The 25295-nt window shown below is 69.1% G+C and carries 29 protein-coding genes; 19 read left to right on the forward strand and 10 right to left on the reverse strand.

Going from position 1 to position 25295, the window contains the following annotated elements:
- Positions 1–140 precede the first annotated feature (140 nt).
- Positions 141–698, forward strand: coding sequence for an isochorismatase family cysteine hydrolase (locus H4W30_RS36700; protein WP_192746947.1), 558 nt, complete (start codon positions 141–143; stop codon positions 696–698).
- 17 nt (positions 699–715) lie between these two features.
- On the forward strand, positions 716–1189 hold the full coding sequence (locus H4W30_RS36705; RefSeq protein ID WP_192746948.1) for an HAD family hydrolase: 474 nt from the start codon (positions 716–718) through the stop codon (positions 1187–1189).
- Positions 1190–1252: 63 nt separating this feature from the next.
- Here the strand turns inward: H4W30_RS36705 and H4W30_RS36710 are convergent, their stop codons facing one another.
- The 6 genes from H4W30_RS36710 to H4W30_RS36735 all read right to left on the reverse strand — a co-directional run bounded on the left by H4W30_RS36710 (position 1253) and on the right by H4W30_RS36735 (position 5625).
- On the reverse strand, positions 1253–1810 hold the full coding sequence (locus tag H4W30_RS36710) for a DUF6879 family protein (RefSeq protein WP_192746949.1): 558 nt from the start codon (positions 1808–1810) through the stop codon (positions 1253–1255).
- A 124-nt stretch (positions 1811–1934) separates the two neighbouring features.
- On the reverse strand, positions 1935–2264 hold the full coding sequence (locus H4W30_RS36715) for a hypothetical protein (protein ID WP_192746950.1): 330 nt from the start codon (positions 2262–2264) through the stop codon (positions 1935–1937).
- A gap of 169 nt (positions 2265–2433) precedes the next feature.
- Entirely contained in the window at positions 2434–2571 is a 138-nt protein-coding gene (locus tag H4W30_RS36720) for a hypothetical protein (RefSeq protein ID WP_192746951.1), read from the reverse strand.
- A 687-nt stretch (positions 2572–3258) separates the two neighbouring features.
- Positions 3259–4299, reverse strand: coding sequence for a hypothetical protein (locus tag H4W30_RS36725; RefSeq protein ID WP_192746952.1), 1041 nt, complete (start codon positions 4297–4299; stop codon positions 3259–3261).
- Between the two features lie 652 nt (positions 4300–4951).
- Entirely contained in the window at positions 4952–5341 is a 390-nt protein-coding gene (locus H4W30_RS36730; RefSeq protein WP_192746953.1) for a PIN domain-containing protein, read from the reverse strand.
- Positions 5338–5625, reverse strand: coding sequence for a hypothetical protein (locus H4W30_RS36735; RefSeq protein ID WP_192746954.1), 288 nt, complete (start codon positions 5623–5625; stop codon positions 5338–5340). Before H4W30_RS36735 ends, H4W30_RS36730 begins: the two co-directional genes overlap by 4 nt.
- 313 nt (positions 5626–5938) lie before the next feature.
- Between H4W30_RS36735 and H4W30_RS36740 the strand changes: the two genes are divergently transcribed.
- From H4W30_RS36740 to dnaB, 4 genes are all read left to right on the forward strand, one after another.
- Positions 5939–6136: a hypothetical protein gene (locus H4W30_RS36740; RefSeq protein ID WP_192746955.1), complete on the forward strand. Its 198-nt coding sequence runs from the start codon at positions 5939–5941 to the stop codon at positions 6134–6136.
- A 250-nt stretch (positions 6137–6386) separates the two neighbouring features.
- Complete coding sequence (locus H4W30_RS36745) at positions 6387–6737, forward strand: hypothetical protein (RefSeq protein WP_192746956.1); 351 nt, start codon at positions 6387–6389, stop codon at positions 6735–6737.
- A complete protein-coding gene (locus H4W30_RS36750) occupies positions 6734–8245 on the forward strand; it encodes a hypothetical protein (protein ID WP_192746957.1) in 1512 nt (503 codons plus the stop codon). The genes H4W30_RS36745 and H4W30_RS36750 overlap by 4 nt, the downstream gene beginning before the upstream one ends.
- Positions 8246–8326: 81 nt before the next feature.
- On the forward strand, positions 8327–9706 hold the full coding sequence (dnaB, locus tag H4W30_RS36755) for a replicative DNA helicase (protein WP_192746958.1): 1380 nt from the start codon (positions 8327–8329) through the stop codon (positions 9704–9706).
- 1336 nt (positions 9707–11042) lie between these two features.
- On the opposite strand, the gene H4W30_RS36760 is transcribed toward dnaB, so the two are convergent.
- Complete coding sequence (locus H4W30_RS36760; RefSeq protein ID WP_192746959.1) at positions 11043–11378, reverse strand: hypothetical protein; 336 nt, start codon at positions 11376–11378, stop codon at positions 11043–11045.
- Positions 11375–12277, reverse strand: coding sequence for a ParA family protein (locus H4W30_RS36765; protein WP_192746960.1), 903 nt, complete (start codon positions 12275–12277; stop codon positions 11375–11377). The genes H4W30_RS36760 and H4W30_RS36765 overlap by 4 nt, the downstream gene beginning before the upstream one ends.
- Before the next feature lie 170 nt (positions 12278–12447).
- On the opposite strand from H4W30_RS36765, the gene H4W30_RS36770 reads away from it, so the two are divergent.
- The 12 genes from H4W30_RS36770 (at position 12448) to H4W30_RS36825 (ending at position 19054) form a co-directional block, all read left to right on the forward strand.
- On the forward strand, positions 12448–12615 hold the full coding sequence (locus H4W30_RS36770) for a type II toxin-antitoxin system Phd/YefM family antitoxin (protein WP_192746961.1): 168 nt from the start codon (positions 12448–12450) through the stop codon (positions 12613–12615).
- Positions 12616–12729: 114 nt separating this feature from the next.
- On the forward strand, positions 12730–13053 hold the full coding sequence (locus H4W30_RS36775) for a hypothetical protein (RefSeq protein WP_192746962.1): 324 nt from the start codon (positions 12730–12732) through the stop codon (positions 13051–13053).
- A 407-nt stretch (positions 13054–13460) separates the two neighbouring features.
- Positions 13461–13919, forward strand: coding sequence for a hypothetical protein (locus tag H4W30_RS36780; protein WP_225950758.1), 459 nt, complete (start codon positions 13461–13463; stop codon positions 13917–13919).
- A gap of 108 nt (positions 13920–14027) precedes the next feature.
- Entirely contained in the window at positions 14028–14351 is a 324-nt protein-coding gene (locus tag H4W30_RS36785) for a hypothetical protein (protein WP_192746963.1), read from the forward strand.
- A gap of 102 nt (positions 14352–14453) precedes the next feature.
- Positions 14454–14933 (forward strand): hypothetical protein, encoded by a 480-nt coding sequence (locus H4W30_RS36790; protein ID WP_192746964.1) that lies wholly within the window; start codon positions 14454–14456, stop codon positions 14931–14933.
- Between the two features lie 122 nt (positions 14934–15055).
- Positions 15056–15244 carry a hypothetical protein gene (locus H4W30_RS36795; RefSeq protein ID WP_192746965.1) on the forward strand — a complete coding sequence of 63 codons (189 nt, stop codon included), beginning with the start codon at positions 15056–15058 and terminating at the stop codon, positions 15242–15244.
- A gap of 198 nt (positions 15245–15442) precedes the next feature.
- The gene (locus H4W30_RS36800) at positions 15443–16852 is read left to right on the forward strand and encodes a hypothetical protein (RefSeq protein ID WP_192746966.1); all 1410 of its coding nucleotides are present in this window, start codon (positions 15443–15445) and stop codon (positions 16850–16852) included.
- A 150-nt stretch (positions 16853–17002) separates the two neighbouring features.
- Positions 17003–17527, forward strand: coding sequence for a hypothetical protein (locus tag H4W30_RS36805; protein ID WP_192746967.1), 525 nt, complete (start codon positions 17003–17005; stop codon positions 17525–17527).
- Positions 17524–17760 carry a hypothetical protein gene (locus H4W30_RS36810; RefSeq protein ID WP_192746968.1) on the forward strand — a complete coding sequence of 79 codons (237 nt, stop codon included), beginning with the start codon at positions 17524–17526 and terminating at the stop codon, positions 17758–17760. The genes H4W30_RS36805 and H4W30_RS36810 overlap by 4 nt, the downstream gene beginning before the upstream one ends.
- Positions 17757–17948 (forward strand): hypothetical protein, encoded by a 192-nt coding sequence (locus H4W30_RS36815; RefSeq protein WP_192746969.1) that lies wholly within the window; start codon positions 17757–17759, stop codon positions 17946–17948. The genes H4W30_RS36810 and H4W30_RS36815 overlap by 4 nt, the downstream gene beginning before the upstream one ends.
- Before the next feature lie 108 nt (positions 17949–18056).
- Positions 18057–18356: a hypothetical protein gene (locus H4W30_RS36820; protein WP_192746970.1), complete on the forward strand. Its 300-nt coding sequence runs from the start codon at positions 18057–18059 to the stop codon at positions 18354–18356.
- Positions 18353–19054: a hypothetical protein gene (locus tag H4W30_RS36825; protein WP_192746971.1), complete on the forward strand. Its 702-nt coding sequence runs from the start codon at positions 18353–18355 to the stop codon at positions 19052–19054. Before H4W30_RS36820 ends, H4W30_RS36825 begins: the two co-directional genes overlap by 4 nt.
- Positions 19055–19167: 113 nt before the next feature.
- On the opposite strand, the gene H4W30_RS36830 is transcribed toward H4W30_RS36825, so the two are convergent.
- Together H4W30_RS36830 and H4W30_RS36835 are read right to left on the reverse strand one after the other, a co-directional pair.
- Positions 19168–19518: a hypothetical protein gene (locus tag H4W30_RS36830; protein ID WP_192746972.1), complete on the reverse strand. Its 351-nt coding sequence runs from the start codon at positions 19516–19518 to the stop codon at positions 19168–19170.
- Positions 19519–19574: 56 nt separating this feature from the next.
- Positions 19575–20006 (reverse strand): hypothetical protein, encoded by a 432-nt coding sequence (locus tag H4W30_RS36835; protein WP_192746973.1) that lies wholly within the window; start codon positions 20004–20006, stop codon positions 19575–19577.
- A 304-nt stretch (positions 20007–20310) separates the two neighbouring features.
- Between H4W30_RS36835 and mobF the strand changes: the two genes are divergently transcribed.
- Positions 20311–25179, forward strand: a complete 4869-nt coding sequence (mobF, locus tag H4W30_RS36840; protein ID WP_192746974.1) for a MobF family relaxase — start codon at positions 20311–20313, stop codon at positions 25177–25179.
- Positions 25180–25295 lie beyond the last annotated feature (116 nt).

Genomic DNA, 25295 nt, shown 5'->3' on the forward strand with positions numbered 1-25295 from the left:
CGGGGCCGGAAGGTCGCGATCACCCGCGGCGAAGCGAACGAGCCAGCGCAGCTTCGTCAGCTGCGATCAGCCATCGTCGAGACCAGCGAGCTCGAGCAGAAGCTCACTGAGACCATCCAGCTACTCCGAGAGGAAGCATCGTGAACAACGGCAACAGCGTTCTGCTCGTCGTCGACATGCAGGCCGGCTTCGTGTCCAGCAAGTCCGCCCCGGTCGTACCGCACGTCGTCGACCTCGTCGACCGTTGGGAAGCGCTCGGCCGGGACGTCGTCTTCACCCGCTTCATCAACCGCCCCGGCAGCCAGTTCGAGCGGCTGATCCACTGGTCCCGGTTCATGCCCGGCGCCGAGGAAGTCGAGATCATCGACGAGCTCGCCCCGCACGCCGCGCGAGCCGCGGCCGTGGTGGACAAGGTCGGGCAGTACTCGCCCTTCACGACCGAGTTCACCAGGCTGGTGAACGTCCACGGCTGGTCGCAGATGGTGATCTGCGGGATCGCCACCGAGAGCTGCGTGATGAAGTCGGCCTGCGACGCCTTCGAGCAGGGCTACACCCCGTGGGTCGTCACCGACGCCTGCGCCTCGCACGCGGGAGCTGACAAGCACGAGGCCGGCCTGCTCGTGATCAAGCGGTTCATCGGCCGCGGCCAGCTCGTCGACGCCGCCTCCGTGATCGACGGCAGCGCGCAGGCCGCTTGAAGAGCGGCTCCCCGGCCATGAGCGAGCGCCGCCTGGCGGTGATGGATGTCGACGGCGTTGTCGCGGACGCCGTCTGGCGCCTTCCTCTGCTCGGCGACGATCCGGCGTCCGCGAGCAGGCAGGCCTGGGCCGCCTTCTTCGACGCGGCCGGGGACGATCCGCTCATCCCGTCCGGGCGAGCGCTGGCATGTCAGCTCGCCGTCGGCCGCGACATCTGCTGGCTCACTGCCCGCAGCGACCGCACACGTGCCCTGACCGTGGCGTGGTTCGCCCACCATGACCTTCCACGAGGCGAGCTTCGGATGCGACCGAACGATGACCTTCGTCCGTCGCCGGTGTGGAAGATCGAACAGCTTCACGAACTCGCCAAGACCCGCGAGATCGACATCGTGGTCGACGACGACGAACGCGTTGTCGCGATGGCCTCTGACCAGGGATTCCCCGCTATGTTCCCACCGGCCGCCAGCACACCCCGACACCACCTCGCATAACTATCTCTTCCGCGAGCCCTCGCAAGGAATCCGCAAACCTGCGACTTCGCTCACCGCCGGCATTCAGGCCTGACTCGGGCCGCGCCAGGCATCGGGGTGAGCCCTCCAGTACGCGCCGAACGGCTCCGCGCTCGCCCAGGCGGCTTGTGCGCAGGTCCGATGCCGCTCGATCTCGTCGACGTCGTAGACGGGCTCCGCGCCGATGAACCGACCGCGGTCGTCGTAGTGCATGAGGACCAGGTGCTCGTCGTCGATCAGCCAGAAGTCGTGGTCGATCAGCTCGGACGGGGCGTCACGCTCGGCGAGGTCGAGGATCCCGATCCGCTCGCCCGCCTGTTCGTTGTGGACGTAGCCCCACTCGAAGTCGAAGCGCAGGTAGTCGGTGAGCGGGGACCGCACGACGTGGACCCGGTAGGTGTGCTTGCCTCGGGCGACCTCGCTCCGGATCACATCCAGCCAGGCGCTCTTACGGGCCATGTCCGGGCCGGGCTGCCCGGCGAGGTAGCGCTCGAAGTCGTCGCCGTCACTGCCGACGTCGAGGAAGTCGTGGGTTTCCAGGCGGAACAGGCGCTGTGTGAACCGGTCGTTGATGTAGGCACCGAGCTGTTCCTCATCCAGCATGACCGGGGATCTTTCCACGCACGACCGCAAATCTCGATCCTCGCAGCACCCGGACGTCGCCTCACGTGGCTATCTGCTCTGCGAGTACTCCCAGAGCAGATAGCCACGTGCTTCTCTCAGGGGTTCACCATTCTCGCCTGTCGCGCTGGTGGGGCACGTCGAGGTCGGTGACGTGGAGAAACTGGATGTAGCAGGCGGTGCAGGGCACGCCGCGGGCGTGCTCGGCGGGTTCGGCTTGGTCGCGCTCGAGTCTGGTGCCGCAGAGGGTGGTGACGGCCGTGTCGTCGCCGTCGACGGCCGCGCTGGGCACGAAGTGCGTTTCACGGTCGGTTTCCCCGCAGATACGACCGTTGGGAGTGGTCGCACCGCGGCGCAGGCGCAGCGGGACCACGCGGGGGCGGATCCGGGCCTGGCGGGCGTGAAGATTGGGACGGCCGGTGCAACGGGGGTTCATGGGAGTAAAGGGTCCTCACTCGACTGGGGCATAGGTGTTTGCGGTAGAGGAATATTCAGGTTTCGGGTGTAATAATTCGTGCGCACTGGAGATTTAGTGGTGCACAGGATGCGGGACCGACCCGAATACGGGCCGGCCCCGCGATCGGTTCTCTGACGGGAGCCGGTAGTCAGCTGATCAGGATGATGGCCTGATCGGCGGCGGTGGTCAGCAGGACGAGCAGAGGTACGGCGATCATCATGATCACCGCGCATCCGCCCCTGCTGGCCAGCCCGCCGTCCTTGTCCTTACGGTGTTTTCCGCCCATGTGGGCACTCCTTTCTGTTCACGGGCTGGGCCCGTGGGCCCGTGTGTCGGGCACGAGCCGGTCCACGCCGGCCACGTGGAGGGCCGATGACGCTGTCGCCGCCGGTGTGCGTCGGTGAGGGGTGAGGACACATGGCTTGCCCGTGTTCTTCACGAAGACTCCTGGAAATCGATATCTGTCGATGTCTTGCCGCCGATCTTGGTCCGGCGAGAACGAATGTATCCATCCGGACATGCCGGACGGAAACGGGAACTGAGCTCGGACGACAGGCAGTCAGTCCCTGTCGGTAAACGGTTTTGAATATTTCTGCCCGGCAGATCATGCGGCAACGTTCTGCCTGGTCAGGGTAATAAAATGGCCCCGTCGGAATCGCAATGGAACTAATGGCACTAATGATTACTGAACCCGGCAGTAATGAGTGGCACTGAACGGGGACTGAACAATTCACTTTCTCGTTCAGTCCCCGTGCTCGCGTGTCAGTAGCTACCAGTCCCTTGGCGCGGCGGCCCACCGTGGTGGAGCAGCGAAGCCCGGCGTGCCGATCGTCATCCCCGGCCGTAGTCGTCGTCGAGTCGCCCTGGCGGCCGGCGACGCCGACGTCGATGGGGTGAGCGATCTTGGTGCGGACAGCACAGCGCCCGGGCGACGACGGAGTCGCTGCCCGGGCGCTGGTGGAGTGCCGAAGTGTTAGGCCGAGGGAGGTACCGGAGCCAGGCGCCGGTCGTGATGATCGACGAAGACGGGCATCGGACGCAGCCGCGACCGAGGTAGCGGCGGCAGCGGCGATCGGGTACGCCCGATCATCATCTCCAGCCGCTGCCGGACCTGAGGCCTGGTCAGGGACGGGTCCTGCTCGACGATCGCCTTTTCGGCGGCCTGGGTCAGTTTCGCGACCTGGGTCCGCAGATCCCAGGTCATGTGGTCGAGTTCGAGATTGTCGTCGAGGAGCTGCCGGATCTGCTCATGGAGCCGCCGGTTCTGTTCCTGCTGGAAGCGATAGACCTGGGTCATGTAGTCCAGCAGCACCCGGAGATCCTGCGGGTTCTCCCACGACGGGATCGTGGCTTCCCACGCCGGGGACGGGGTGTCCGCCACCGGCAGGGTCTCGTGGTCCTCGCGCGGCTCGTGGTGAGGAGGCTCGCAGGACACGGGCGCAGGATCCGCCGGGTGCGGCGGCTGGTCTGCGCGAAGGGCGGCGACGATGGCGGTCTTGGCCACGACGTCCCGCTCGCCCCAGGGCGGGGAGGTGATCGGCCCGGTGTAGCCCGGAGGCGCCTCGACGTCGTGAGCCCGGCACCACAGCCACGCCGCCCAGGGCAGCAGCCGTTCGCAGTCCGGCGCCGGCAACGCGGCACTGAACAGATCGGTCAGTACCTCCCAGGTCGGCGCGCTGCGCGCGGCCCGGCCGAGGAACTTGCTACAGAAGTGCCGCAAGCCGTGCAGGTCCTTGCCGTGGCACCAGTGCCCGGGGCTGTCGCCGTACTTGGCGAGCACGGCTTCGTAGGCATCGGTCAGGGTTTCATCGCGTTCGAGGCTGCAGAGCATGAGCAGCACCAGCTGGCGGGCAGGCTCGGTCAGCCGGACGTTGGTGAACGCCGCGGTGGAGGCGATGCCGGCGAGCGCGGGCCTGCCGCGGCGCCGGGCATGGAAGGTGGTCGTCGGTGAGACCGGAGCCAGCACGCTGGCGTCCGGTCCGGGGGTGATGGTGTGCTGCACAGGATGGCGCAATGTCGTTCCGTTCTTGCCGGTGATCTCCGGCGGCTCCCCGATCGCCGCCTGCTCGCCCGACCGAGCATCTAGGGAAAACGAAAGCAGTTCGTCGCTGTGCCGCGGGCGGGCTTCCCCGTGCCGCGGATGATGTTCCCTATTGCTGTGATGTACCTCTGCCTTTCTGTGGAATGAGCCCGTTCGCGCACTCGGGCATGAAGGCCGGAGCCCACTCCCTGGGCTTGGCGCGAGCGGCGGAAACCCCCTACTGGCTTCCGATACTCCCCGGCCGTCGGGCCAACCTATCCGTTACCGGCCGGTGACCAAGCGCCACGCCACAGAATCACTCCGAATAGGTAGTCAGTACCAAACGAAACGCAACCCATTCGGCCTAACAAAGGCCGCAAGCGCTCTCTGAATGTCGATAACGCGCCCTCGGCCACGGCACCCAAATCCCACAGTCGCGGAATCCGAGCGCGCGCCGGACCCACTGTCAGCAAACCGGTCCACATCCACACCGCGAGGAAATCGCCTGGCCGCTGCTGGCCAGGCCTCGCCGCGGGCCGTTTCGCAGGTGCCCGCTGAAAACTCGCTGGCCTATGCCAGTGCCACGATCAGTTGCCAGGCAACCGAATCGGCATGGCACTGACCTCTTCGCCAGAACGGAGGCCGCCTAGATCGGCAGCCGCACGACGCGGACCGATTCCGGGTACGACTCCGGGCTCGGCGTGATCACCGAAGCGTCGTGCGTCGCCGCCGTGTGCACGACGTGGCCGACGTCCGGCGCCAGATCGGCCAGCGACTCGCACAACGCGGTGACGGCCGGGGCGTCCAGCGGGACGACGCGCAGCGGTTCCAGCACCGACACATGCCGGGTCAGGCCTGCTCGCTGCCGACCCGCGTGCAGCAGGGCCATCGCCGGAACCAGGAGGCGCGGCCCGCGGTACAGGGCCAGGACCACGTCGTCGACGTCGCGCGGGGTGCCGTAGATCAGCTTCGAGAGCACCCTGTTGCCAGCGCCGAGGGCTTCCAGCGCGGCGGTGTCCAGCACGAAGGACCTCACGCGTCGGGGTCCTTGAGGAGGGCTTCGTCATCGCCGGCGTCCAGTGCCGCCCACAGCGCCTCGCCCTCGGCGCGCTCGCTGATCGCCAGCGCGATCCCGAACTTCTTCAGGGCCTGGCGCGTGCGCTCGTCCCGCTCGTCGAGCTCGGCCGCGGTCGGGAGACGCTCGGCGACGCCGGAGATGAACGCGCCGATCGACTGGCCTTTCTCGGCCGCGAGCACGGCCAGCCGATCACGTGCCTCCGTCGTCACCTTCACGGTGGTCATCGAGGTATCCGCAGTCATCTACTTATCGTATACCCAAACCGGAAAAGCGCGCGCCTTCCTGGGAAAACGAGCCCAAGTGGGCGAGCCGCCGACGCGGGCGCGAGCCGCTCTTCGTCCGGCATGATCAGGGAATTTTCGAAGCGAAGCCGCTTCTTGAAGATCGTCTTCGGAGCCGACCACACTTCTCTCGCAGGTCTATCGAAAGCGAGAGAACTAGCAAGCATGCGACAGAAATCTGCGCAACACGACACGCCGACACGGACTTCATCGAGCGCCAACCACGTGATTCACGCTAGGGTTCACGCCAGTTGATCAAAAGGAGGAGCTACCGATGGACATGTCCACCGTGCAGCGGACCCCCGGCAAACTCCGGCGGGCCGTCCGCCAGGGCCACACCGTGCCACTGACGTTCCGCGACATCCCGTTCGCAGGTGTCGTACCACTGGCTGTTTTGGATCAGCTGATCGAACTCGCCGGAGACAAGGGCAGGGCGCTCATCTCCGACTACTCCGAAGAGGCGGTCGCATGACGACCTAGCCCACTGACTGGGTCGCAAGCCCCAGGTCCGACTGGCGATCAGCCCTCCCCGGACCGGGCTACACGGCCCGTGAACAGCAGAAACGCCCCGCGTGAATGGCAGCCAACCTAGTCACGCGAGGCGTCCTAAAGAGCCTGGGGGATCACCCGGCAAATACGTACTTTACTGCATTGCGGTGAGGTTGCAGTAGAGATCAGCCGTAGATCACCCCCTGGGCTTCACGAACGATGTGGAGATCTAGGTGAGTTTCAGTAGGGACGTCCCGCCTCGCGAGCTGTCGCGAGGCCTTCGACCAGTCAAGATCAGCAGCGTTGAGCAGCTCGAAGCCGCCGGCGCTGATCTGCTGTACGTGACTTTGCTGGGGTGGAAACTTCATCGCGTCGACCGGCTGTGCTCCATGTGGAGGGCCTACGTCGAACCGGAGACGCTGCAGCACTCTGGCGACTACGACATGCGGCTGTGGACCACGACGGGCGCCGAAGCGCTGGTTCGCCAGGGCGCGAACACCTTCTGCCGTCGCTGCTGCACCCCAGAGATCTCCCGGCTCGCCCGCGAGACTCCTACCCGCGGCGCCGTGGAGGTGTCGGCGTGAACTACAGCCCACCAGCCCTGCTCGCCGCGAATGCCGCGCTCATGGGTCACGTCGAAGGCAACTTCCCGCCGGACCTGGGCGCAGATTCTCCTCATGGCACTTCGCGAGGCGAGAGCCCTTCCTCGGGCGAGGTTCCGCTGTGGGTCACCGCGTGCATCCTGTTCGACCCTCCGCCCGTGGCGTCGTCGGCCAACACGGTCAGCACCGCGGTGGCGTTCCTCATGGCCTCCTGCGTGCGGGTGCACGGCGATCTGGCCGTGAAGCTCTCGCCGACTCGGTTGGCGCTGCTGTGCGGGTTTGAACGGCCCGAGAAGGCGAAGTGGCTGACGGACTACCTCCAGAGGATCGGTTTCCTCCGGATCCTGGATGGCGGGGTCAACCCGAAGACCGGACGTCGGCAGGCTCGCCGGGACGCGCAGGGACGGCCGATCGAGAACGAGCTTCTCGTGTTCCCGTCACCGCCGCCGAACTATCGCGGGCCGCGGACCCTGGCAGAGATCGACGCCGCGATCGCCGAGGACATCGCCGAGGCCGAGTTCGCCCACGAGCGTTCGGCCGGGACCGGGACCAAGCGTTCCAAGCCGCGCACCATCCGGATTCGCAAGCGCGACCTCTTCGGGCCGCCTGCAGGTCAGCCCATTCCCCCTGGGAGGGGGATGGAGTTCGACACCCAACCCCCCGCCGGGGGGGATGGGAACGTTTCCGCAGGTCAGGCCACTTTCCACTCCATCCCCCCTGGGAGGGGGATGGAGTTCGACACCCAACCCCCCGCCGGGGGGGATGGGAACGTTTCCGCAGGTCAGGCCACTTTCCACCCCATCCCCCCTGGAGGGGGGTCCTATCGATCTGATCGATCTTCGATCTCTGATAGAGAGATCGAAGGATCGATCTCGATGGAGCCCGTGCCGGGCGGGACGGCGGAGCCGCCCGCCACGGGCATGGACGAGGCGTGGGGCGAGGAGGTGCGGGAAGCCGCACGGTCGTTCCCGGTGAAGGCCTGGTACGCCGCTCGTGGACAGACGCAGGGCTTGTCCAAGGGGGACACGGACAGGCTGAAGACCGCGATCCTGGCCGCGATGGCGCGGACGTCGCTGACGTTGGAACAGGTCCGGCAGATCGGGCAGGCAGCCGTGTCCGAGGCGAAGAAGTCCCCGGTCACGTACGCGGAACAGGCGTTCAGCGCGGCGAACCTGCCGAAGTGGCTGGCGCGGATCACTCCGGAACCTGAGGCGCGGATTCCGTTGCCGCTGCTGGACCTCGCTCCCGAGGTCACGGAGTCGACGCCCGCAAAGCGTCCGGCTGGTCGTGACGCGGTCGTCGACCAGCCCGCGGCTCCCAAGGCCCCGGTCGTCCGTGCGGCGAAGTGCGGGACCTGTCGCGCTCCTGCTGATGCGCTGTGGAACGAACGTCTCGTCCCGGCCACGAACGAGCCGTGCCCGGGCTGCTTCCCCGCCGACCAGATGTGGCGGTTCGAGAAGCCCGACATGTCCGCCCAGGCGTCCAGCTAACCCTGTCCGAAGACGAAAGGAGCCTGGTCAGCCGTGCAGGGCCGACCAGGCGATGGACACACGAGAAAGGCGTCAACCCGCATGTCCACCGACATGATCTCCTACAGCCCGGCCGACGACGACTACGCATCCCAGCCACCGCACAACAACAGCGCCGAGCAGGTCGTCCTCGGCGGCTTGATGGAGACCCGCAACGCCGCGGTGATCAGCGAAGTGACCGGCTTGATCAGCAGCGCGGATTTCTACCGGCCCGCGCATGCGGCGATCTTCGACGCGATCCTGGACCTGTTCAACGACGGCAAGCCGCACGACGCGATGGTGGTTGCCGACGAGCTCAGCAACCGCGGCGAGCTCAGCCGGGTCGGCGGAGCCCTGTACCTGCACAGCCTCGTCGCGGTGCTGCACACCTCGGACGCTGTGGCCCACCACGCCGAGCAGGTGCGGGACAAGGCGACGTTGCGCCGGGCGTACGAGGCCGGGACGCGGACGGCGCAGGCCGCGCTCGAGGCGAACAAGTCGGGCGGAGACCCGGCTGAGCTGCTCACCCGGGCCCAGTCGTTCCTGGACCAGGTCAGTGACGGCCACCAGAACGGCGGCCAGGCCCTCATCGGTGATCTGCGCGCGGACTTCTGCTCGCACCTGGACGACGTGCAGTCCGGGCGGATCAAGCCGGGCCTGTCGACCGGCTATGTCGACCTCGACGCTGTCACGAACGGTCTGCACCCCGGGCACCTGATCATCGTCGCCGCCCGTCCCGGTATCGGGAAAACCTCGCTCGCCAAGGACCTGTCCCGCGCGGCCGCCATCAAGCAGGGCGTCCCGACCGCGTTCTTCAGCCTGGAGATGAGCCGCACGGAGCTCGTGCAGGGCGTCGTCGCCGCCGAGACGCCTCTTCGGATCAGCGATATGCGGGAGCCCGGCAGCCTGACCCCGGCCGACTGGGATCGCATGAACCAGGCCTGGGACAAGCGCATCAGCGGTGCGCCGCTGACGATCGACGACACCCCGAACATGACCGTGACCGACATCCGGGCGAAGGCGCGGATGTTGCACGCCAAGCCCGAGGGGCTCGGGCTGATCGTGGTGGACTACCTGCAGCTGCTCACGGCCGGCGGCCGCGCCGAGTCCCGCCAGGTCGAGGTGTCGGAGATGTCCCGGTCGCTGAAGCTGCTGGCGAAGGAGCTCGAGGTGCCGATCGTGGCGCTCTCGCAGCTCAACCGCGGGCCGGAGCAGCGGCAGGACAAGCGCCCGCTGCTGTCGGACCTGCGGGAGTCGGGTTCGCTGGAGCAGGACGCCGACATGGTCATCCTCCTCAGCCGCCCTGACGCCCACGATCGCGACGACCCCCGTGCCGGTGAAGCCGACTTCATCGTGGCGAAGAACCGCTTCGGGCCCACGGCCACCGTGACCGTCGCGCACCAGCTCCACTACGGGCGCTTCGTCGACCTCTCGCGTCTCTAATCGGCCTTCTACCAGCGGAAATACGTCCGACGATGATCGGGGCGGACCGTGGTCCGCAGGCGCGTCATCGGCCGATCGTGACGCGATTCAGAGCTGAAGGAGGCGATCTTGGACCGGATTTACTGCCCCTCAGGTCGTCTCTGCGACGTTTTTGAGGCGTCAGATGAGTTCGTGGCCGCGCGAACGGGGTTCAAGCCCTTAAAAAGCCAAGCTGTATAGCAAGTTATACGATGCGGCTTTTTTGAAGATCGTTTCACCGGTTTCGGCCGACCGTGGACCGGTCACCATCTCGATCACGGCACTGGACCGGCGATCATGCGGCCCGGCCGCCAGCCGTGATCGGGGGCGGTGAAGGACCCGGGCGAGCCGTGGTGACTGTCGGTCACATACGCGGGCGTGTGGGTTTCGCGCGGGAAGGGACTTCGGGCCGCTGGAGGGCCAACGCGCAGCGCGCGTCGCGTGCGCGCGCGAGGCCGATGCTAGCGAAACCGTGGATCTTTCGCCACGAAACCCTCCGCGAAACCCCGTTTCTTCTACGGAGAGTGAGCGGCGTGCGCTGGCTGCAAGGACGTCTTCGAGGACGGTGACGACCTCGCTCAGCCCCGGCCACGTGGCCCGGTCGCGACCAGAGCGAAGGCCAGGTCCTGCCAGGCGGCGGGACCGGTGGTGCCCTCGTCGCCTGGCGGGCCGGACCGAGGGGGCCGCGGGCACCGCGATCCGCGTTGCCCGCCCCGGCAGTGACCGGGGCAACCCGGCGGTGCGCGTGGCCGGCGAGTGATCGACGCCGAGGGGGCAGGTGCCCCTAGGGCAGCCCCCGGCTGGACGGGGGTCAGCTGCCCGGGGGCAGGCCTGTCGTGGTGGCGAGGGTTGCCCCCTTCGGTGTCCCCCGGCAAGTGACCCCGGGCAGGGTGCCCGGTCACCTGAGGGGGCACTGCCCCTTCGTGGAGGTGTCCCCCGCGATCGCAGGACGGGGGGCAACCAGGGGGGCAACAGGGGGCAACTGTGCAGGTGAACCGCAGATTGCCCCCTCCCGGTTGCCCCGGGCACCAAGGGGGGGCAATGACCCCGTCAGCGAGCTCGGTCAGAGGGTCAAAGATCCCGGCCGCGGCATGGCGTCGCCGCCGGGTTGCCCCCTCCGTGAGCGGAGGGGGCAAGCCGGGAGGAGACCGCCTTCGCGGGTGGCAGCGGAGGGGGCAGAGCGGCGCGTCTTTGCGAGGCTTGCGAGGCCTAGCCGGAGGCGCATATGTCGCGGGCAGGGCAGGCCTGGTGAACGCGCGAGCGCCGTGACCGAAGGGGCTCGGTCACGGCGCTCGCAGGGGTGTGAGGTCTCGCAGAACTACGAGACGGATTTGGTCAGCTTCTCGCGCACCTTGGCCTTGTGCCGGAGGCCTTCGCGGATGAGGTGGCTGAGGATGACGTGCTTGGGGATGGCGCCGCGTAGGTCGTAGAAGAGTTCGTCGCAGGCCTCGCTCAGCTCCTCGGCGACGGAGCGAGCGAGATACCAGGATCGGGTGGTCGGTTCGTCCGCCGGGCCGGAGGACGTCGCGGGCTGCTTCCCGCGCTTCGCCGGGGCTGGGGAGCCACCACCGCCGCGGTTGCGGAGGACGTCGACGAGTTCGTCGTCGCCGTCGTGGTTGACGGCGTCTTTCCAGCTGGGGGTGGAGGCGCTCATGCGGTGGTGTCCTCTGTGGCTTTCGTGAGTTCGGAAACGGGCGGCAGGGCGTCCCACTCGGACGCCGGGGACAGGCCGGCGGCGACGTCGAGCCGGATCGCCAGCCGGTGGTAGTTCCAGGCGCTGGGCGATTCGGGCTGGAACAGCGGGACCGGGGTGCCGGTGGCCCAGGCCTGCTGGACGACCGTGGCGGAGGGGAACAGGGCGAGGATGTCCAGCGGCATGGCCTCGAACTTCTTCATCATCGCGATGTTGATCCCGGCGAGCGGACGGCGGTAGACCGAGGGGACCAGGCCGAAGATGGTGCGCTGGTCGAGCCGGTTGCTCTCCTCGATGGCCCGAAGCTGTGCGAGCAGCAGCCGCAGCGCGCGGATCGAGCTGCGTTCGGGCTGAACCGGAAGGAGCACGCCGTCGGCCGCGACGAGCGCGTTCTCCGTGAGGATGTTCAGCGCCGGCGGGCAGTCGATAAGGACGTGGTCGTAGGCGGCGTCGCGGCTTGCGAGGTCCTCGGCGATGGCCTGCAGTAGCCAGGTCAGCCGGTCCTCCATGCGGGAGGTCCGGGCGTAGAGCTCGCGGTCGAGGAAGAACATGTCGAACGTCGTGGGCAGCACGTCGAGGACACCGACCGTGCCGTCGGCCGCGGTGTGAACCGAGTGCCGGACGGTCAGTTTCGATGGCGGTCCCTTGTACGCGCCGCGCAGCGCGTTGAACATGTTCGCGGCCTTGTCGCCGCTCTTGGCCTCATCGAGTTTCAGGGCCTCGGTCGTCAGGTGGCCCTGCGGGTCCAGGTCGACCGCGAGTACCCGGCGGCCGCGGGCCAGGAGCGCTCCAGCGGTACCGGCGACGAGAGCGGACTTCCCGACGCCGCCCTTCTGGTTGATCGCAGCGGTAGTGAGCATGGGCAGCAGCGTAAACGCAGGTGCGAGGCTTGCGAAGGACTTCAACCCTCGCGTCACTCGCAACGGCGGCAACCCTGCGTGACCTATCAGAACTATCAAAGCAGGTAGAGACGCTTTCTGCCCCGTTTGATGGATTGCCCTCAAGTGGTACCACTGGGACCATCGGAGTCATGAAGAAGATCCTGTCCCGCGCCGCACGCGACAACTGGGCCTCCGTGCTCGACGACGTCCAGTGGCGTGGCGAGGAGTACGTGATCCTCCGGGGCTCCGAGAACAAGCCGGTCGCGCGGCTGGTGCCCTACCAGCCGACCGCGAGTGAGGAGGACGTCGACGGCTGACCCTCCCCCGTCGGCGACAACGCCGAGCGGACATCAAAAAGCCGACCCCGGGAGCTTCAGAATTCCAGCTCGTGGCTCCAGGGATCGGCCGACACCCTCGAAAGGGAGATCCCAGTGTCTCACTCGATCGACCCTGCGCGCGAGCGCGCGGACCATCTCGCCCTGGCCAACACCCTGGCGCTGCGCTACCACGAACTCGTGCTGCGGCCCGAGCCGCTGGCCGGGACCGACCACATCGCGGCCGCCGCCCTGGCCACCGCGATCGCCGACCACCTCGAGCGCCACGCCGACACCGTCGACGCCGCCACCGCGGCCGCCGTTCGGTACGCCGCCACCCGCGCCCGGACCGAAGCCCGCGGCCACGACGAGGCCGCGTGGACCGACCAGGCCGTCAGGCACGCACTCGGCGCGCTGCTGAACGAGGTGACGGCCCGATGAGCACCTTCTTCTACGGCCTCGCCGTGGTCCTCGACGTCACCGCCGAGGCCCTGCAGCGGCTCGCCGACCACCTCACCGACCTGGCCGACCAGGCCGGAGGCGTCCGGTGACCCCGGACGAGGCCCGCGCGGTCCTCATCCGCGACGCGGCCGGGCTTCTGCGTTGCTCGCCGGACGCCGCTGCTCCGTTCGTCGCCGAGATCGCCGCACGCGACAGCGGTGGCATGCCGGCGTTCGCCATCCGGGCCTGGATGTTCAGCAACCTCAAACCCGGCCACCCGGCCGCGCGGCCGGACTTCGTCGACACCGTCCTCAAACGGCTGCACGCCCCCAACGAGTCCGTCACGCCTCGCGACCTTGCGATTCTCGATATCTGCCGTGACCCTGCGAGGTCTAGCAGGTCTGCGGGTGCGTCTCCACCTGGGAGAACGCGGTGCCGAGGGGCGCATCGGCGACGTCGGACCGGGTGATCCGGCCATGCCGATCCATCCGGAGAACCGGCACCGCTACCCCGCCGACTGGCCGATGATCAGCTACCGCATCAGGTTCGAACGCGCCGGCGGCCGCTGCGAATGCCGCGGTGAATGCGGCCGCCCCGCTCACCACCTGGCCGTCGACGGGCGCTGCCGCAACAAGCACGGCACGCCCGCGGCCGGAACCGGGTCCGACGTCGTCCTGACCACCGCGCACCGCGACCACCTCCCGGAGCACTGCGCCGAGGACAACCTCGTCGCCTTCTGCCAGGGCTGCCACCTCCACCACGACCGCGACCACCATCGCCAGAGCCGAGTCCGGCGGCTGCGCGAAGCCGACGAGGCCGAGATGGTCCCGCTGTTCGACCTCGCCACACCCACGCACACCCGATAGTCCTATCTCGTCTCGCAGACCTATCCGCCCGGTTCACGCCACCACCAAAGCGCGACCGCCGCACCTTGATAGGTCTCGCAAGCCCGACAGGACCGCAGAGAGGAACACATGAGCGACCCCGTGATCACCACCGTCACCGCCGCCATCGACAGCTTCTGCCACACCGTCGACGCGGTGCCCACCGCCCGCTACCTGACCGTCCTTGGCCAACTCGACCGCCGGGAACTCGCCGAGCACCTGGCCCAGCTCGACCGGATCCGCGCACAGCTGGTCGACCTCGCCGACGGCGCGCTCGGCCGCCTCGGGGACGTCCTCGGCGCCACGGCCACCAGTCCCTACGCCGACGCGCTCGCCGACGTCCACCACGCCGGGGACATCAGCTTCACCACCGTCCGCGAACTCGACCCCAGCATCGCCGACTCGATGCTCTGACCCGCCGCACCGGCACGAGGCCTGCGCTGACTCGCACATCTCGCAGAAGCCGCATATCCGCGATCCCTATCCGCCCAGCTCATCCGCCTGGAGGCGACCACAATGACGACCATCGACGACCTGACGACCCTGACCACCTTCGCCGCCAGCTGGGCGGTGCTGCACGTCGCGCACCACCTCGGCGACCACATCACCGGCCAGACCGACCGGCAAGCCGAACACAAAGGAGCCCCGCTGCCCGAAGAGGTCGAGACCGGCGCCAAGGCCCGGCACAGCGGCTGGGCGGCGAACCTCGCTCACATCGCCCAGTACCACCTGACCCTGCTCGTCCTGGGAGGTCTCGCCTGGCTCGTGCTGCCGCTGCGCTGGTCGCCGGCCGGAGTCGCCGCGGCGCTCATGGTCTCGGCCGTGACCCACGCCCTCCTGGACCGGAAATGGCCGGTGCGATGGCTCCTCGAGCACACCGGCTCCCCGGCCTTCGCCGCCCTCAACAGCGGAGGCCTCAACGGCATGTACCTGGCGGACCAAGCCCTCCACGGCCTCGCGCTTGGCGTCTCCGCCGCCCTGCTCGCCGTGCTCTGACGCCGCCATCGACGACACCAGGCACACCTGATCTACCACGCAGATTTGATAGGGATATCAGCAGAAACAGCCCTATCAAACCTGTTCACCCCCCACAGGAATCGACGGAAAGGACCCGGCACATGACCTGGATCAGCACACGCCAGCAAGATCGCGACCACAACGGCCAGCGCAACGACTGCGGAGCCTGCGGCCACGAAGGAACAGCAGAAGACCCGCTGGTACTCACCGACACCGGCTCCCGCGTTCACAACAGCCACATCACCGATCCCGGCAGCGGCCTGTATGGCGCGCGGCAAACCAACCCCTAAAACCCAGGTGTCCGCCTACGCAGGCTTGATAGGGCTATCGACACTAAAGCTCTATCAAGCCTGCTCTCTGCGTTGTGAGCCCGGAATTGTGGGCGAGAGTCCGGCGGACTCCTCGTGGGAAGCCGCGCCGAGCACGTCAGCTAGCCGCGCGAACTGCCCGCACTAGTGCTGTACTGTCACTACAGCACTCTAGATGTGTTGACCGTGCAGCACTGGGACAGGGGAGTGGACGCGATGACGTTGAACGACGAACCGGTGGCCAATGGCCTACGCACCGATCACCCATGGCCGAACCTGCCCTTCGTGGACGACGGGCACATCCCGATCGAGGACCCCGACGCGGTCGAAGGCCTCGGCCGCGGCGCGGGCGGCGACATGTGGGGCCGCTGCGACTACGACGACTCCACGGGGGAGTGGGCGGCCTACACCACCGACCCGAAGAACCACGACTTCGCCTGGGTGCTGCGGTTCCACCCCGAGCACGGCTTGTCGGTGCTGCTCTACCGCGACGAAGCGGGCTCAGGCGCCTACGACGAATGGTTCGGCGATAAGGCCCTGATGAGCCGCCTCGGCGGCTACTGGTGGGACGGCACCACCTGGTATCGGCCCCGGCAGGTGCTGAACTGGGCCACCGAGACCTACATGCGCCGCCCCGTGCAACGGCCGACGATGATCACCGCGGCCGACCTGCTCGACGACAGCTGCCGTCCCGAACAGGGCACCGTCGCCAAGATCGCGCAGTTCACGCCCGGCCCGCCGGTGCCGCCACAGCAGTGGCGCCACGACCTGGCCCGCTGGGCCCAGCACCGCGCCGACCGCGACGTCCTGGCGCTGGGCCAGTGCGTCGTGACGCTGAACGCGCCCGAGCTGGCCGAATCCGCGCTCCTCGGAGTGGAGGAGTTCGCGGCCGAGACCGGCATCGCCGCCTCGACCCTGCGCGCCTACATCGCCCGCGACGAAGCCGACATCCCCGCGCCCCAAGCCAGCGACGGCGGCCGCAAACGCTGGTCCCGCCCGGTCGTGACCGACTGGCTCGAGCAACGCCGCCGCGATCCTGACAACGCCGCAGCCGCTCTCGTCGGCATCGACGCCGGAGTCGAACCCGAAACGTCGGGATTGATCTCCCCGGCGTTGCGGCGGCTGTGGGTCCGGCTCGAAGAGAAGCTGCAGCGCGAGCTGTGGGAACAGCCCGCCGTGCGACGACGCTGGGCTCGGCCCTACCGCAACGAATCGGCGACGAAGGACCTGGCCGTGGATCTCGGCTGGGTCGCCGCGGTCAACGCCGACGCCGCGATCCCGGTCACCGACCTGGCCTGGATGATCCAGCAGGGCGTGCTGTGGGAGCTGCAGCGCTTCCGCGACATGGCCGCGGTCGGCACCATCAGCCTCACCCGCCAGGCCGGCCACGCGCTGGGCTGGTTCATCGAGCAGGCACCCAAACGGGCACCAGCCCTGTTCGGCGCCATCGTCCGCGACGCCGGCAGGACCCTGGAGATCCCGGCCGAGGTGGTCGAGAAGTCCCTGCGCAAGTCCCTCATGATCGACGGCGGCATGCCGGAGAAACGCGTCGACGACTTCTTCGCCGTAACGTTCCCCCCTCAAACGTAGCCCGACTGAGTCGTAAGGCAGGCTTGATAGGCATATCTTGGCTACAGACCTATCAAGCCTGCTCAGCCTCCTTTTCACCTTGCCAGCATGACGGCAAGATCCGCTCCAAGAACTCCCCGGACTCGGCTGGGGTCAGGCACAATCCCGATCATGAACCACGCTGAAAGCCTCGATCCCGACGCCGGCGGTCCGCTGGACACGTGGACGGTGGAACGCCCTCCGGTCCAGCACGCACTGGCCGATCAGTTGTCGACATTGGTGGGCGAGATGGATGTCGAGTCCGACACCACGCGCCGCAAGCTCAGCAAGGGCGGCCTGAGCCGTGCGGGGCAAGCCCAGCGGATGCTGGAGCAGGCCGAGCGGGTGATGGAGATGTCGCTGGCCTGCGACCGGGCGCAGGGGATGTCCTGGACCGCGATCGCCACCATGACCGGCCAGCCCGCCGAAGACCTGCGCGGCCGCTACGGCGAGATCGTCGAGGCGGCGCTGGAGAAGGTTCGGGCGGAGGCGCCGGTCGAGGACACCGGCCCGGTGTGGATGCCGACGGTGCCGCGCCGGGAGTACCGGGGCGATTTCTACTCCGGCCCGGACGACCCGGAGATTCCCCAACCCGGCCGGCGCGCCACGCCGGATCCTGTCCGGGGCGGATCCGGTTCGCCACAATCAACGTCATGATCACCGACATCTACATCACCGTCCGCGACCGCGACGAAGGCCTCTACCTGGATCCGCCGGGTCAGGAGCTGTGCGTGTCGGTGACCGGCGACGATGTCCACCTCGGGCTCGTCGACGTCGACGAGGCAGGCCACCGGACCCCGCGCCCCGAACGCGACATCATCGTGCCCGCGCGTTCGCTGCTGCTAGCGCTGCAGGCGGGCATCAACGACACATCGGCCACGAGGTCATGACACACAGCCTGCGCACCTACCACCGCGTCGACGAGCAGGGCGTGCAGTGGATCGGGGTGAACGTGTGCTCGAAGCAGTGCGACGGTCCCCGTTCCGACCGCCATCCGGGCCGGACGTTCTCCGTCGACGAGGACTGCCGCCACTGCGGCGCACCTGGCGAACTGGAATGGCGGCTGAACAACTGGTAGCCCGGCTGCGCCACCTGGCGTGGGCGCGCCGCGGGACGGCGACAAGCCGGTCGGGCGGTAGAACGGGACGACGAGAGCCGGGCGCGAGGGGCGACAGGGGAGGCCGAGATGGCGACGAGCGATCCGCGGTACGTCGTGGAGCAGGGGACCGACGGCAGTTGGCTGGTGGTCGACCGAGGCACCGACAGGCGCGGTCGCCGCGCGATCCACCGCGCCCCGGACGAACGCGCGGCCCGGAGCGAGGCGGAGACGCTGTCGGGCATGGAGGCCGCCGTCGACGCGCTACCCGAGCCCGAGCCCGATCCGGACTTCGACGCGATGTTCTCCGCCGCCCTCGGCGCCGGCGCCACAATCGACGAGACCCACAATTTCGACCACCTGCTGCAGTCCCGGCCCGGCCAGCGGTGAGCGCCGGCACCGGCGGGGCCGCGCGGCCGCCGCGCGTGGAGGACCTGCCGAAATTCCGGGGCCTGCCCGTGCCGTACCTGGTGCCCTGGGACGGCGAGGCCGGATACGAACCGGTCATCAGGGTCTCGCTGACCGACGGCGTGTGGCGGGTCGCCTTCGCCGACGAGCGGCCCGGCGACCGGGACGACCGCGGCGTGCTCTGGTACCGCAACGAGCCCCGCGTCGACGGCGAGGACCTGGTGGCGCTGCCTCACATGGGCCGCGTCCACGAACGACGGCAACGGGACTGTATGCAGCGCCCGGCGTGCCAGGTCTGCAGCCGCAGCCTGGATCCGGACGCGGTGCCGTGGCTGCTGCCCACCCCGGAGATGGCCGACATGGGCGAGGGCGGGCACCGGTGCACCCCGACCCCGCCGACTTGCCTGGACTGTGTCCCCGCGTCCCGCCGCTACTGCCCGGCGTTGCGCGAGGCCGGATCGACCCTGCTCACCGTGCGCGCCTTCACGGTGTGGGGCGTGTCCGGGATCGTGTGCAGCACACCCGCCGACGCCGCCGAGTTGCTCGGCCGCCGCCGGAAAGGGTGGATCGGCTGGGACAGCGAGCTGCTTCCGCTCACTATCGCCCAGGAGATCGTCGTCCGCATCGACGAGTTCGACATCGTCGACGCAGCCCCCGTCGACGACCCGGCACTGCTCTGATCAGGGCCGGATCGTCTGCGGGGCCCGCATCAGCTGAGCGGTCCAGAGCCGGTCATGGCCGCTCGGTGGGGAACGAGAACTCACTCTGCCCGTCCTCGGGTGCGCTCTGGCCTTTATCGCCTACCGGGCTGCCGAGGAATCGACGATTCCGTCACCGACTTCTTCGTCGCGTCTTTCGAGGTTGTCGGTGGTGAATCGTCGGCGAGTTTGCGCAGGCGGCGGACCTCGGCCTGGGTCTCCTCGATCATCTCGGCGATATCGGCGACGCTGGCACCCAAACCGGCCAGACCGACGACCGCGGCCGCCATGTCCGCCTCAACCTCCTGCCGTCGTGTCCGTGCGACCTCGAAAGAGGTGATCCACTCGAGTTCGGCCTGTTCCCGCTTCCGGGCGGCCTCCCGCCGTGCCGCGATCCGTTCCCGGACGACCTGCCGGGCCTGCACTGTTGATGATGTTTTTGCCATCACCCCAGGTTAGGCACGAATCCTGGCAAGATCACCCGACTCGGATCGCGCTCGGCCTACTCCGCAGCAGCCGGTGAACGCAGAGTGTTCACCGCGACACGGACAAGGATCGGTCCGCCGCCGGCCACCGCGGCGGCGATGGCGATCGCTACCGGATCCCCGCCATGCTGACTCCACATGCCCAGGCCGCTGAACACCACAAGCAGTACGACGACCGCGCGGAACAGCCGCGTGAGGCGCAGCAGCTCCTGGGCGCGAGGACGGATCAGCACGGCCGCGATCGCCGCAGCGTGCAGAGCCAGCGGCCAGATGAGGCCGCCCACGATCTCCTGGAACGTCCCCAACGGCGCGAACGCCCAGCGGAAGGCCTGCACAGTCAGCGGGATCGATGCCACCTCGGTCACGACAGCCATGATCAGAAGCGCGATCGGGGCGGGTGACCAGGTGACCTTGTGAGTTTGGGTGTCCACGACAGAAGTCATCGGCATCCAGACAATGTCGGCCGAACCGCCGATCGAGTGCTCTGCGCGCGAGCCCGGCCCGCATCCACAGCGCGCCTCCGCCGTACCTGTCACCACCGACTACGCTGCACCGTGCACCCTCGTGCCTGGCGCTCGACGCCCGCACGCCGCAGCCCACGTGCTGCCCGGTGATCAACTTGCCCGTACGGCACCCCTGGCCGACACCACACCTCTGGCACTAAAGTGTGCGGATGCAAAGGCGCTGGTCAGAGGCGCGGCGTACGGTGGATCTTGAGGGGCAGGGAGGCCCCGCGAGGGTTGGGGGACCCGGATGACGATGACGTGTCACGTCCTGCACGCGGGGGACGGCTACACGTACCTGACCGACCAGGTCGCTTCGTTCGACATGGAGCGTGAGCCTGGGCAGTCGCTGGCGGACTACTACCTGGCCTCAGGCACCCCGCCGGGCCAGTGGGCCGGGTCAGGGATCTCTGACCTTGGCATGTCCGGCCAGGTCACCGAGGAGCACATGCGTGCCCTGTTCGGCGAGGGCCTGCACCCGGACGCTGACGCGATGGTCGCCCGCTGGATCGACGCGGGTATGCCGTACGCGAAGGCGATCGACCGGGCCCGGCTGGGCCGGCGGTTTGCGCCTCCGAAGGGCGGCAAGAGCCCGCTCGGGGTCGCCGTACAGGAGGGCTACGACCGTTTCGCGGTCATCCATGATCGCCGTCCCAGCGTGGCCGAGCGCCGGGAGATCAAGGAGAAGATCGCCGCGGAGATGCTGTCCGGGCCGGGCGGCACGCCGCCGGAACCGGCGGTGGTGCGGCGCTTCCTCGTCGACGAGCTCGGCAAGGCGGATCAGCCCGTCACCGGTTTCGATCTCGTCTTCACCCCGCCGAAATCCGCGTCGGTGTTATGGGGCCTGGGGAAACCGGACGTCGCGCAGGCCATCGAGGAAGTTCACGAGCAGGCGTGGCGGACGGCGCTCGCCTACGGCGAACGTGAGGCCGCGTTCACCCGCATCGGCGCGGGCGGGGTCGGGCAGATCGACACGAACGGCTTCGTCGCGGTCGCGTTCCAACACCGCGATTCCCGCTGCGGCGACCCGAACCTCCACACCCACGTGGTCGTCGCGAACCGCGTGCTCGGGGTCGACGGGAAATGGCGGACGCTCGACTCGCGGCAGGTGCACCGGGTCGCGGTGTCGATGTCGGAGACCTACAACGCCGCCGTGGAACACGGCCTGACCGAGCGGCTGGGCGTCGCCTGGCAGAACGTGCCGAAGCCCGACGGGAAGCGGCCGGTGCGGGAGATCGCCGGTGTCCCGGATGAGCTGATCACCGGGTTCTCCAGCCGCCGCAACCAGGTCGAGAAGAACTACGAGCGCCTGATCGGCGAGTACGTGAAGGCCTACGGGCACACGCCGTCGCGCAGCGTGCAGATGCGCCTCGCACAGCAGGCCACGCTGGAGGACCGGCCGGAGAAGGCCACCGCCGGAACGACCCTGGGCGAGCAGCGCGATGCCTGGCGGGCGGCGGCGCAGGGCATGCTGCCCGGCCAGGACCTCGATCGAACGCTCGCCGCGACGATGGGCCGCGCGGCCGCGGCCGCCGAACCGGTCGAGGTCGGGCAGCTGGCGGCGACGGTGGTCGACATCGTCTCCCAGCACCGGTCGACCTGGTCGGTGTATCACGTGCGGTCCGAGGCGATCCGCCAGCTCAAACCCCATCGGTTCGCCACCGCCGCCGATCGCGAGCGGGTCACCGAAGAGGTCGTTGCCACGGCGCTGGGCACCGAATCCATCGAACTGTCGGTTGCCCTCACCCCGCCGCCGAAGCTCCTGCAGCGCGCCGACGGCGAATCGATCTACCAGCGGCACGGCGCGACCCGCTACACCAGCACCGAGATCCTCGACGCCGAACAGCGGCTCCTCGACGCGGCCCGCACGCAGGCCGGGCCGGTCGTCGCGGCCCGGGACGTGCACGCGGCGATCGCGGCGCACGAGGCCCGCACCGGGCGGGCGCTGGATCCCGGGCAGCGGCAGCTGGTGGAACAGTTCGTCACCTGCGGAAAAGCCTTGGCGGTCGGGATCGGCCCGCCGGGCGCGGGGAAGTCGACGGCGATGCGCGCGGTCCGCACGGCCTGGGAGACCACCGGCGGCCGGATCATCGGCCTCGCCCCCTCGGCCGCCTCGGCCCAGGTCCTCGGCACCGAGCTCGGCGTCGCGGCCGACACCATGCACCGGCTGGTCACCCTGCACGCCCACGGCCGCGAGATCGACCTGCGCGCCGGGGACATGGTGCTGGTCGACGAGGCCGGGATGGGCGGCACCCGCACCCTCGACGCCGTGCGCGCGATCGCCGCCGAACGCGGCGCCGTGATCCGCCTGGTCGGCGACTACCGCCAACTCGCCGCAGTCGAGGCCGGTGGCGCGCTGCGGCTGATCCACCACGACCACGGCGGCACCGAACTGACCCGCCTGCACCGCTTCCGCGACCCGGCCGAAGCCACCGCGGTGCTGCAGCTGCGCGTCGGCGACAAGGCGGCGGTCGGCTTCTACAGCGGCCGCGGCCGCCTGCACGGCGGCACCCGGACCGCGGTGCTGGACCAGCTCTACGCCGACTGGAACACCGACACCACCCTCGGGCGGGCGTCGATCATGATGTCGGACTCGACCGAGGTCGTCCGCGAGCTGTCCGGGCGGGCGCAGACCGACCGCCGCGCCACCGGCGAGGTCGAACCCGGAGGTGTGCGGCTGCGCGACGGGACGAGCGCCGGCGTCGGGGACCGGATCGTCACCCGCCACAACCAGCGCCGCCTCGCCCTCGGGCCCACCGACTACGTCAAGAACGGCGACCTGTGGGACGTCACCGCCCGCCACGACGACGGATCCCTCACCGTCCGGCACGTGCGCCACCGCGGCGAGATCACCCTGCCCGCCCCGTATGTCGCCACCCAGGTGGAGCTCGGCTACGCCGCCACCGTGCACCGCTCCCAAGGCCTCACCGTCGACGTCTCCCGCGGCTACCTGACTCCGATCGCCGTCCGCGAAGCCGCCCTCGTCGCGCTCTCGCGCGGTACCGAGGAGAACCACGCCTACCTCGACACCGACACCATCCTCGACCGTGGCGAACCCGAGACCCTGCCCGGCGAGCTGTTCTACCGGCACCGCAACGACGACCCGGCCGCCGCGGCGATGACCGCGATCTTGCGCCGCGAAGGCGCCGAACTCTCCGCCACCGAACACCTGCGCGCGGCACTGGAGGAACCGTTCCGGCTCGACGTCGCCGTCCCCGCCTACCTGCACGCCCTCGACGTCCACCGCGGCCCGGACGCCTTCGCCGACGCCGAAACCTGGGTGCAGCAGGCTCTCCCCGCGTATGCCGACGAGATCCTTCTCGACCCGGCGTGGCCTGCGCTCGCCGAGGTCCTGCACCAGGTGCGCGACACCGGCGCCGGCCCCGTCGACGTCCTCGCCCGACGAGCCGCCCAGCGCCCCTTCGACGACCCCGCCGACCCGGCCCACTCCATCGCGCAGGTCCTGCACCACCGCCTCGAACCCGACCTCCCCGCCGCCACAGCAAGCGCCGTCGTCGACGGGGCGGGGGAGCGGCCGGCGCTGCTGCCCGGCTGGATCCCCGCGCCCCCGCCGGTCGACCCGACCGCGCCCCGCGAGCTCGCCGACCTGCAGGAGTGGCTGGCCGAGAAGGCACGCGACCTCACCGACCGCGTCCGCCACCTCGGCGAGCAGACCGCCGAGAACCCGCCGGCCTGGGCCGCGCACCTCGGACCGGTCCCGCTCGACCCCCTCGACCGCGAAACCTGGATCCACCGCGCCGGACAGGTCGCCGCCTACCGCGAACGCTTCGGCGTCCCCGACGACGACCCCGAACTGCTCCCGCACACCACCGCCGACACCGCCCGCGACTGGGTCGCCCGCCACCTCACCGCCACCGAGCACACCCCGCTCGCCGACGACCCCGCCGACGTCGACGGCCACGCCCTGACCGCCGCCGAGCGAGCCGGACTCGACCAGGAGACCGTCGAGGAACCGGTCGAGGCCATGTGGGAGCGGATGGACCGCTGGCGCGCCGAGCACGAAACCAGCTACCCCGCCGAGAACACCGAGATCGCCGAGCCCGCCCTGAGCAGCGGAGCCGAGCTCCTCCTGCGGATCCGCTACACCGGCCTACAGATGGGGCTGACCGGCGCGCACATCGCCGGGGACACCGACCGGGAACAGGAGTTACTGGCGCAGCGGGAGGACTTCATCGCCGCCCACCCCGAGCTCGTCGAGCGGATCGAGGCCGAGAAGCTCCAGAAGATGCAGCAGGAGCGGGAGTGGAAGGACGCCTGGCGGGAACGTCCGCACAGCACCCTCTCCGGCGACGACCTCGCCGCGGCGATCGCCCGCGAACAACGCCGCATCGAGAAGGCCACCCAGGCCCGCCAGATCCTCGCCCGCCGCCTCACCGACCTCGAACCCCAGGTCGCCGCCGGTGCAGGGCCGCGAGTGCGGGACCTCGACGCCCGCGTCACCGCCCTGACCGCCCGCGCCGAACTGGCCACCCAGTACGACGGCCTCGCCCGCGAACACCAGAACGCCGCGACCGAAGCCCGCATCGCGACCGCGAACGCCAACGACCGCGCACGGAAAGCCGACCAGCTCACCCGCTGGGACACCCTCCGCCACCCCGGCCTGCGCGGCCGGCTGACCGAGGAAGCCGCCGACCTGCGCGAAGCCGCCGCCCAAGCTGACGCTGTCGCAGGCGACCTCCGCACCCGCATGAACGCCCTCACCCAGCAAGACGACGACCCCGGCAGCCTCCACCGCGCTCGCGCCGAAGCCCGTCTCGCCGTCGACAACCACGACCGGGACCGCCAGACCGCCCAGGCCGCCGATCAGCGCGACGTCGACGACCTCCATCGCCAAACCGACCGGGCCAGCCACATCGTCGACAACGCCGGCACCACCCTCGGCGAACTCCGCGACGAAGCCGACCTCCGCACCCGCATGCCCGAGAACCAGCACGACGCCGAAGACCGCTACCGCAGCACCGAACGCGAGCTGCAGGCCGAACGCGCGCTCCGGGCCGCCCAACAACGCACCGCCCGCCAGGACGAGCGCTACGACCCGCACCGCTACGACCAGCACTACGGACAAGACCGCGGCCACGGCATGGGAATGGGCCGGTAGACCCAGCGCTGTCGAAGCCAAGTAGCACACCAGATCGACCGTGATACTTCGTCGATCTCAGGTATCACAATCGGTCTGGCGGAAGAGTCCCGAGCCGGGATCGAGGACTACGCCAC

Origin of the sequence: Amycolatopsis roodepoortensis (genome assembly GCF_014873915.1) — a bacterium.
In the GTDB taxonomy this organism is placed as follows: domain Bacteria; phylum Actinomycetota; class Actinomycetes; order Mycobacteriales; family Pseudonocardiaceae; genus Amycolatopsis; species Amycolatopsis roodepoortensis.

Bases quoted from the DNA above. Each gene is read 5' to 3' on its own strand.
- H4W30_RS36705 (WP_192746948.1), top strand. From the start codon at position 716: ATGAGCGAGCGCCGCCTGGCGGTGATGGATGTCGACGGCGTTGTCGCG.
- H4W30_RS36710 (WP_192746949.1), bottom strand. From the start codon at position 1,810: ATGCTGGATGAGGAACAGCTCGGTGCCTACATCAACGACCGGTTCACA.
- dnaB (WP_192746958.1), top strand. From the start codon at position 8,327: ATGTCCACCGACATGATCTCCTACAGCCCGGCCGACGACGACTACGCA.
- H4W30_RS36785 (WP_192746963.1), top strand. From the start codon at position 14,028: ATGAGCGACCCCGTGATCACCACCGTCACCGCCGCCATCGACAGCTTC.
- H4W30_RS36795 (WP_192746965.1), top strand. From the start codon at position 15,056: ATGACCTGGATCAGCACACGCCAGCAAGATCGCGACCACAACGGCCAG.
- H4W30_RS36835 (WP_192746973.1), bottom strand. From the start codon at position 20,006: ATGCCGATGACTTCTGTCGTGGACACCCAAACTCACAAGGTCACCTGG.
- H4W30_RS36715 (WP_192746950.1), bottom strand. From the start codon at position 2,264: ATGAACCCCCGTTGCACCGGCCGTCCCAATCTTCACGCCCGCCAGGCC.
- H4W30_RS36790 (WP_192746964.1), top strand. From the start codon at position 14,454: ATGACGACCATCGACGACCTGACGACCCTGACCACCTTCGCCGCCAGC.
- H4W30_RS36770 (WP_192746961.1), top strand. From the start codon at position 12,448: ATGAAGAAGATCCTGTCCCGCGCCGCACGCGACAACTGGGCCTCCGTG.
- H4W30_RS36820 (WP_192746970.1), top strand. From the start codon at position 18,057: ATGGCGACGAGCGATCCGCGGTACGTCGTGGAGCAGGGGACCGACGGC.
- H4W30_RS36760 (WP_192746959.1), bottom strand. From the start codon at position 11,378: ATGAGCGCCTCCACCCCCAGCTGGAAAGACGCCGTCAACCACGACGGC.
- mobF (WP_192746974.1), top strand. From the start codon at position 20,311: ATGACGATGACGTGTCACGTCCTGCACGCGGGGGACGGCTACACGTAC.
- H4W30_RS36740 (WP_192746955.1), top strand. From the start codon at position 5,939: ATGGACATGTCCACCGTGCAGCGGACCCCCGGCAAACTCCGGCGGGCC.
- H4W30_RS36765 (WP_192746960.1), bottom strand. From the start codon at position 12,277: ATGCTCACTACCGCTGCGATCAACCAGAAGGGCGGCGTCGGGAAGTCC.
- H4W30_RS36735 (WP_192746954.1), bottom strand. From the start codon at position 5,625: ATGACTGCGGATACCTCGATGACCACCGTGAAGGTGACGACGGAGGCA.
- H4W30_RS36830 (WP_192746972.1), bottom strand. From the start codon at position 19,518: ATGGCAAAAACATCATCAACAGTGCAGGCCCGGCAGGTCGTCCGGGAA.
- H4W30_RS36720 (WP_192746951.1), bottom strand. From the start codon at position 2,571: ATGGGCGGAAAACACCGTAAGGACAAGGACGGCGGGCTGGCCAGCAGG.
- H4W30_RS36810 (WP_192746968.1), top strand. From the start codon at position 17,524: ATGATCACCGACATCTACATCACCGTCCGCGACCGCGACGAAGGCCTC.
- H4W30_RS36815 (WP_192746969.1), top strand. From the start codon at position 17,757: ATGACACACAGCCTGCGCACCTACCACCGCGTCGACGAGCAGGGCGTG.
- H4W30_RS36805 (WP_192746967.1), top strand. From the start codon at position 17,003: ATGAACCACGCTGAAAGCCTCGATCCCGACGCCGGCGGTCCGCTGGAC.